The sequence below is a fragment of the Mesorhizobium sp. M8A.F.Ca.ET.021.01.1.1 genome (assembly GCF_003998025.1).
Classification (GTDB): Bacteria; Pseudomonadota; Alphaproteobacteria; order Rhizobiales; family Rhizobiaceae; genus Mesorhizobium.
This window is the reverse complement of the sequence record NZ_RZSJ01000276.1, coordinates 1-7,627: the sequence shown is the minus strand read 5'-3', so window position 1 is coordinate 7,627 and position 7,627 is coordinate 1. Positions and strand designations below refer to the sequence as shown.

General features: G+C 62.6%; 6 protein-coding genes and 1 pseudogene. 5 read left to right on the top strand and 2 right to left on the bottom strand.

Features of this window, described 5'->3' with window-relative positions; genetic code table 11:
* Positions 1–314: 314 nt before the first annotated feature.
* From EOA36_RS20580 to EOA36_RS20565, 4 genes and pseudogenes are all read left to right on the top strand, one after another.
* Positions 315–815, top strand: coding sequence for a (2Fe-2S)-binding protein (locus EOA36_RS20580; RefSeq protein ID WP_127279187.1), 501 nt, complete (start codon positions 315–317; stop codon positions 813–815).
* 109 nt (positions 816–924) lie between these two features.
* Positions 925–3,270, top strand: coding sequence for a xanthine dehydrogenase family protein molybdopterin-binding subunit (locus EOA36_RS20575; RefSeq protein WP_127279186.1), 2,346 nt, complete (start codon positions 925–927; stop codon positions 3,268–3,270).
* Positions 3,271–3,383: 113 nt separating this feature from the next.
* Positions 3,384–4,180, top strand: a pseudogene (locus tag EOA36_RS20570) (xanthine dehydrogenase family protein subunit M).
* Positions 4,181–4,442: 262 nt separating this feature from the next.
* Positions 4,443–5,468: an acyltransferase gene (locus tag EOA36_RS20565; RefSeq protein WP_127279185.1), complete on the top strand. Its 1,026-nt coding sequence runs from the start codon at positions 4,443–4,445 to the stop codon at positions 5,466–5,468.
* A 28-nt stretch (positions 5,469–5,496) separates the two neighbouring features.
* Here the strand turns inward: EOA36_RS20565 and EOA36_RS20560 are convergent, their stop codons facing one another.
* On the bottom strand, positions 5,497–5,985 hold the full coding sequence (locus tag EOA36_RS20560; protein WP_127279184.1) for a GNAT family N-acetyltransferase: 489 nt from the start codon (positions 5,983–5,985) through the stop codon (positions 5,497–5,499).
* A complete protein-coding gene (locus EOA36_RS20555; RefSeq protein WP_189521750.1) occupies positions 5,982–6,740 on the bottom strand; it encodes a copper homeostasis protein CutC in 759 nt (252 codons plus the stop codon). The genes EOA36_RS20560 and EOA36_RS20555 overlap by 4 nt, the downstream gene beginning before the upstream one ends.
* A gap of 202 nt (positions 6,741–6,942) precedes the next feature.
* Here EOA36_RS20555 and EOA36_RS20550 point away from each other — a divergent pair, with 202 nt between their 5' ends.
* On the top strand, positions 6,943–7,371 hold the full coding sequence (locus EOA36_RS20550; RefSeq protein WP_127279182.1) for an SRPBCC domain-containing protein: 429 nt from the start codon (positions 6,943–6,945) through the stop codon (positions 7,369–7,371).
* Positions 7,372–7,627 lie beyond the last annotated feature (256 nt).

Sequence of the window (7,627 nt, the reverse complement as noted above, 5' to 3'; positions counted from 1 at the left end):
GACAAGCCGCATGCATAGCGCGTCCGTGAACCTGTCAGCGGCGTTCTCCCGCATTTCCTCCGACGCCTTCTGTGCGCGGCTTTTCGAGTGCTTCTTGTGCGCGGCGTCGAAGGCATTGTTGCCGCCACGAGGCGTTTTGGCAATGGGGCCACAGGAATGCACTTCGGTGCCTTGGCCATGACCGAAAGTACAATGATCCGCCTTTTCCGTCGTGCTGTTTTTTGTGCATTGTGCGGTGTACGAATAACGCATGGCCGAAGTGCCAACGGCTCGTCGGCAGCGTGATGACCAAGGTTGACACCCAGGGAGGGGCTATGTCGGACGTTTCGTTGATGGTGAACGGCAAGCGGGTTGACGGTGCCGTCGAGGATCGAACGCTGCTCGTCCATTTCCTGCGGGAGAATCTCGGCCTGACCGGCACCCATGTCGGTTGCGACACCTCGCAGTGCGGGGCCTGCGTCGTCCATGTCGACGGCAAGGCGGTCAAGTCCTGCACGATGCTGGCGGTCCAGGCGTCCGGGTCGACAGTGGTTACGATCGAAGGTCTCGCCAACAGCGCCGACCTGCATCCCGTCCAAGCGGCCTTCAAGGAATATCACGGTCTGCAATGCGGCTTTTGCACGCCAGGCATGATCATGGCTGCAACCGACATGATCAACCGCCATCCCGAAGGCCTCGACGAGGCGACGGTGCGGGCGGAACTCGAAGGCAACATCTGCCGCTGCACCGGCTACCACAACATCGTGAAGGCGATCCTCGCCGCATCGAAGACGATGTCGAAGGGGGCCAAGGGCAAGGCGAAACAGGCAGCTTAGGCAGCAGGCAGCAGGCAATAGTGAGTAGGGCAAGCATCGATATGACCGCGAGTTCACCCACTACTGCCTAACCGCTACTGCCTATCCCCTAAATTCGGGAGGAATTTCCATGGGCATCGAAGGCGTTGGCGCTCGGGTCGCGCGCAAGGAAGACAAAAGGTTCATCACCGGCGCCGGCCGCTATGTCGACGACATGGTGGTTCCCGGCATGAAGCATGCGGCCTTCGTGCGCAGCCCGCACGCGCATGCGCAGATCAAGAAGATCGACGTGAAAACGGCTCAAGGCATGCCGGGCGTCATCGGCGTCCTGACCGGCAAGGAACTCAAGGCCGACGGTATAGGCAACCTCATCTGCGGCTGGATGATCCATTCCAAGGACGGCTCGCCGATGAAGATGGGCGCATGGTCGCCGCTGGCCGTCGACAAGGTCCGTTATGTCGGCGATGCCGTCGTCATCGTCGTGGCCGAGACCAAGGGCCAGGCACGCGATGCCGCCGAGGCGGTCGAAATCACCTACAAGGAACTTAAGGCGGTCGTCGATGCCACAAAGGCACTCGAAAAGGGCGCGCCCCAGGTTCATGCCGAAGCCGAGAACAACCTGATTTTCGACTGGGAGATCGGCGACGGCAAGGCGACCGATGCCGCCATCAAAGCGGCGGCGCACGTCACCCGCATGAAGATCGTCAACAACCGGCTGGTGCCGAACGCCATGGAGCCACGCGCCGCACTTGGCCATTACGACAAGGCCGAGGATCATTACACCTGCTGGACGACATCGCAGAATCCCCATGTCGCGCGGCTGGTGATGAGTGCCTTCTACAATGTCGCACCCGAAAACAAGCTGCGCGTGATCGCGCCGGATGTCGGCGGCGGCTTCGGCTCCAAGATCTATATCTACCCGGAAGAGATCGTCTGCCTGTGGGCCTCGAAGAAGACCGGCGTGCCGGTCAAATGGGTCGCCGATCGCACGGAGAGCTTCCTCACTGACGCCCATGGCCGTGACCATGTCTCGACGGTGGAGATGGCTTTCGACAAGAACAACAGGATCACCGGGCTGAAGGTCGACACGATCGCCAATCTCGGCGCCTACATGTCGCTGTTCTCGTCCTGCGTGCCGACCTATCTCTACGCCACGCTCTTGTCGGGCCAGTATGACATCCCGGCCATCCACGCCAATGTGCGCACCGTCTACACCAACACGGCACCCGTCGATGCCTATCGCGGGGCAGGGCGGCCGGAAGCCACCTATCTGCTGGAACGCACCATGGAGGCCGCGGCACGCGAACTCGGCGTGTCTCCCGCGGAGCTGCGGCGCAAGAACTTCATCACGACGTTTCCGCACCAGACACCGGTGATCATGAACTACGACGCCGGCGACTATGCGACCTCGCTCGACGCGGCGATGAAGACCGCCGACTATGCCGGCTTTGCCGCGCGCAAGGCGGATGCGGCTGGGAAGGGCAAGCTGCGCGGCATTGGCATGAGCTGCTATATCGAGGCCTGCGGCATCGCGCCGTCGGCGGCGGTCGGCTCGCTTGGCGCCGGTGTCGGCCTGTGGGAATCGGCTGAAGTGCGTGTGAACGCCGTCGGCACGATCGAGGTGCTGACGGGCTCGCACAGTCATGGCCAGGGCCATGAGACGACATTCGCGCAACTGGTCAATCAGCGCTTTGGGGTGCCGATCGACTCGGTTTCGATCGTTCATGGCGACACCGACAAGGTGCAGATGGGCATGGGCACCTACGGTTCGCGTTCGGGCGCGGTCGGCATGTCGGCGATTGCCAAGGCGCTCGACAAGGTGGAGGCCAAGGCCAAGAAGATCGCGGCCCATCTGCTCGAAGCCGACGAGGGCGATATCGTCATCGAGAATGGCGAGGTCAAGGTGGCCGGGACCGACAAGAGCCTGCCGTGGTTCCAGGTGGCCTTGGCTGCCTATACCGCGCATAATCTGCCCGCCGGCATGGAGCCAGGACTGAAGGAAACGGCGTTCTACGATCCGGCGAACTTCACCTTCCCGGCGGGCTGCTACATCTGCGAGGTCGAGATCGATCCGGAAACCGGAACGACCGAGATCGTCCAGTTCGTGGCGGCGGACGATTTCGGCAACATCATCAATCCGATGATCGTCGAGGGCCAGGTGCATGGCGGCATCGCCCAGGGCGTGGGGCAGGCGCTGCTGGAGGGCGCTCACTACGATGCCAGCGGCCAGCTGCTGACGGCAAGTTATATGGATTACACCATGCCGCGCGCCGGCGACCTGCCGTCGTTCAAGGTCTCGACGTCGAACACGCCATGTCCGAGCAACCCGCTCGGCATCAAGGGCTGCGGCGAGGCCGGCGCCATTGGCTCGCCGCCGGCGGTGATCAATGCCATCACCGATGCCATCGGCATCGCCGACATCGCCATGCCGGCCACGCCGTCGACCGTGTGGGCCACGATCCGCGCCGCGAAATGAGTGAGTGGGGAGTAGTGAGTAGCGAATAGGGCACCGTATCCAGCTCCGGCGGCGACGTTCCCACTACTGACTACTCACTGCTACTACTGCCTGACCACTTAGGGGAGGATCCCATGTACGCAGTCAACTATCACCGTGCCGCCTCGGTCACTGAAGCCGCCAAGCTCGTGAAGAATGGGGACGCCAAGCTGCTGTCGGGCGGCATGACCTTGATCCCCGCCATGAAGACGCGGCTGGCGGCCCCTTCCGATCTGGTCGACCTGTCACGCATCAAGGAGTTGCAGGGCGTCAAGGTGTCCGGCAAGACGGTCACGATCGGCGCTACCACCACGCATTTCGATGTCGCCAATGACGAGAAGCTGCGCAAGGCCTGCCCGGCGCTTGCCCATTTGGCGTCGCTGATCGGCGACCCGGCGGTTCGCCACAAGGGCACGATCGGCGGCTCGATCGCCAACAATGACCCGGCGGCGGACTATCCGGCGGCGCTGCTTGCGCTGGGCGCCACCATCATCACCAACAAGCGCGAGATATCAGCCGACAAGTTCTTCAAGGGGTTGTTCGAAACCGCCTTGAAGGATGGCGAGATCGTCACGGCGGTCTCCTTCACTGCTCCGGCAAAGGCCGCGTACGAAAAATTCCGCAACCCGGCCTCGCGCTACGCGATCGTCGGCGTGTTCGTGGCCAGGGCAAGGATGGCGTCCGGGTTGCCGTCACCGGCGCCGGCGACGACGGCGTCTTCCGCTCGAAGGAGATCGAGGCGGCACTCGCCAAGAGCTTCGATGCCGCTTCGCTCAATGGCGTGAAAGTGCCGGCGAAGAACTTGATGAGCGACATCCACGCTTCATCAGACTACCGCGCCAATCTGATCGCGGTCATGGCCAAGCGCGCGGTGGCGGCAGCCAACGCCTGACGCAAGATCGATTGCGGACAAAAAGGGGCTGTAGCGGCCCCTCTTTCTTTCCTGGCGCGTGTAGCTGCCTAGCCCCCGGCGCCGCGTCCCATCCTCTGCTTGAAGCAATTGCGGCCCATGCTTGCTTGGGAATCGCATTGGCGACAATCTCGCACTTGCACAAATTCATATTGCACTGCAGTATGGGTTGGGGCGGGAATGCGAGCCGGGTTCGGAATCCTTACCGCCGTGCCCTTTCGCATGCCAATGCGAAGGGATCGGCATGTCCGAAATTTCCGCGACCCATTTGGTTCCGTCCCGAGCGATCGCCGACCGATCGGCGGCCAGGACAAGGCTGGCCTATCTCGATGGCTGGCGCGGCCTGTCGATCGCCCTGGTGCTGATCGGGCATTTTTTCCCCGTTCCCGGCATCAATCTGGGCGTGCTGGGTGTCGAATTCTTTTTCGTGCTCAGCGGCCGGCTGATGGCCGAAATCCTGTTCATCGAACGCTATCCACTGAAGAAATTCTTCAAACGCCGCTTCTCGCGCATCTATCCGGCGCTTCTGGTCTTTGTCGTCCTCGCCATGGTCGCGCTCTCCGGCACGTTCATCGGCTTCAAATGGAAGGCGGCCGTGACGGCCCTGACATTCACCTACAACTATGCCGGAATTCTCCTGAACCGGGCCGGCGCGCTCGACCACATCTGGTCGCTCTGCATTGAAGAGCATGCCTACATTATCCTGGCGGCGATCAGCGCAATCGTTGCCAGCCGAAGCCGTGTCGTGCCGCTTCTGCTGGTCTTGGCTGCGCTGGCCATGGCCAATGGCGCGGCTTCCTACTGGTTCATGCACATGGACTATGAAACCACATACTGGCGCACCGACGTGCACATCGCCTCGATCCTGCTGTCGGCCGCGATCTGCCTGCTCAAGGCCGACGGCAAGCTGCCGTCCTTGCTGAAGGGGCCTTATGTCGCCGTTGCGGCGGCTGCCGGCGCGGTTTTCCTGTTCATGGACGCCGTGCCGACACCGATCCACTACCTGGTCGCGGTGCCGTTGCTGGCGATTGCCGTCAACGCGCTGGATTTCAGCACGAGGTTCTTGTCGGGATGGCTGTCATCCTTGCCGATGACGACACTGGGCCTGTGGTCGTATTCGCTCTATCTGTGGCAGCAGCCCTTCTACAAATTCGTCTACGATCAGGGCACCAACCCATGGCCGATGCTGGCCGGCGTCTTTGCCTGCGCGCTCTGCAGCTACTACCTCATCGAGCGCCCGGCGCGTGAATGGCTCAACCGCAATTGGTGAGTGAGCGCCGATGGCGAGCGCCACCGGATCAGGCGGCGATCGGCCTGACGTAATAACGCACCGCTTTCTTGCCGCCGTGGATCACCGCGTCGCCGACTTCGGCGAAGCCGAGGGCGGCGTGGAAGGCGTCCGAGGCGGGGTTGGGCGGGTCGGTGTTGACCTCGCAGGTGACCAGCGTGTGGCCGGCGCTCTGCGCATGGTCGAACAGGTCCCGATAGAGCAGGCGAGCATGGCCGCGGCCTCTTGCATGCGCCGCCACGACGACGCGGTCGACATAGATGAAGTGTTCGTAGCGCTCGCGGAACCAGACGAAGTTCGGGCTGTCGTAGTTCGCATCCTGGTCGAAGGTCATGATGAAGGCTTCGAGATCACCGATGCGGCGCGCATAAAATGCCTCGCCGAGCAGGAAGGACAGCCGTTCGGCTTCGAGCCACGACAATTCGGCGGCGTGCTCGTTGTTGAGCGCCAGAATGGCGGCTTCGTCGTCCTGCGCTATGCAGTCTATCGGAGGGGTCATGCCTTGGCCGCCGTGATCGTCGCCGCCACCAGCGGTGTATCGGTCAGTGTGTTGCGATACTCGCGGTCGAGATCGGAGCCGCCCATGCCGACCTTGGGATTGCGGTAGCGCATGGCGCTCGGCACGTCCTTGAGGGCGGCGAAGTGCATTTCGGCCAGGCCGGTCCTTGCGCGCACCTCGGCGATGTTGCCGAGATCGAGCCCGCCACAGCCGAGGATGATGATGCGCCCGTCGGCCTGACGCACCAGATCCGCCAGCAGTGGCAAGCCCTCGATCGCGGTGTCGCGCTGGCCGCTGGTCAGCACACGGCCAACCTTGCAGCGGATCAGCGCTTCCAGCGCCTCGGCCGGATCGCGCGTCATGTCGAAGGCGCGGTGGCAGGTGACGTTCAAGGCGCCTGCGGCCTCGGTCAATTCGCCCATGCGCTTCTCGTCGATGGTGCCGTCGGCGTTCAGGCAGCCGAACACCACGCCGGGCACGCCGAGTTCGCTGAGCGCGGCGACATCGGCGAGCATCGATCGGTATTCGGTCTCGCTGTAGAGAAAATCGCCGCCGCGCGGCCGCACCATGACGTGGAACGGCACGGTCGCCTGGTCGAGCGCTGCGCGCACCGTGCCGAGGCTGGGCGTAATGCCGCCCTCGACCAGGCTGGCGCAGAGTTCGACCCGGTCGGCGCCGGCGGCCTGCGCGGCGAGCAGGCCATCGATGCCTTCGACACAGATTTCGATCAGCGGCGGGCGAGTTTGCGTGGTCAAGGGGCGATCCAGTTCATCATGTTGTGGAGAGCCCTAGCACCACGACGGCTGACGCGAAAGCGTGAACCTACGCCGCCATTTGGACCAGATGGCAGATTCCATTCTTGACTGTTGCATAACTGCATGGTTATGAGTAATGTATAGCTGGCAGGTTATTGATTGCGCGTGCGTGGCGCGACGACAACAACGAGAGGAGCAAGGCATGACGGAAACCAAATCGATCGTCGTCGAAAGGCTGATCCCATATTCGGCGGAAAAGATATGGCGCGCACTGACCGTGCCAGCACTCGTCGGCGAATGGCTCATGCAGAATGACTTCGCGGCGCAAGAAGGGCATCGCTTCACATTCCGCGCGACGCCAGTTCCCGGATGGTCTGGCGTGACGAACTGCGTGGTGCTGAAAGTCGAGGTGCCGCGGCTGCTGGCCTACAGTTGGGGCGATGGGACGGAATCGGACAGTGGGTTGAAAACCGTGGTGACATGGTCACTGACGCCCGAGGGTGTGGCGACCCGGGTGCGAATGGAGCAGTCGGGATTCCGGCCGGCCGACGAGCGTGGCTATATCGGCATGGGAAGTGGCTGGCCGCGCATTCTCGAACGGCTCGAACAGGTTACCGCAAAACAGGCCTGATACGCGGCGGGCAGCCAACAGTTTTCATCAAGTTCGAAACCCTGGATGCGAGTCGTCCGGGCCGGGAAAACACGCCCGGAGAAACAATTCAAAAGGAGAACGACCATGCAAGCAAGGATCAAGAACCCGGTGATGCTCATCCCCGGTTCGGTGCAGGCGCTGCTGGCGCTGGACAAGTCGACCGAGGCGGCCGACGTGCCCTATGTGACGCGCAAGCTCATTCATCTGCGCGCCAGCCAGATCAACAACTGCAGCG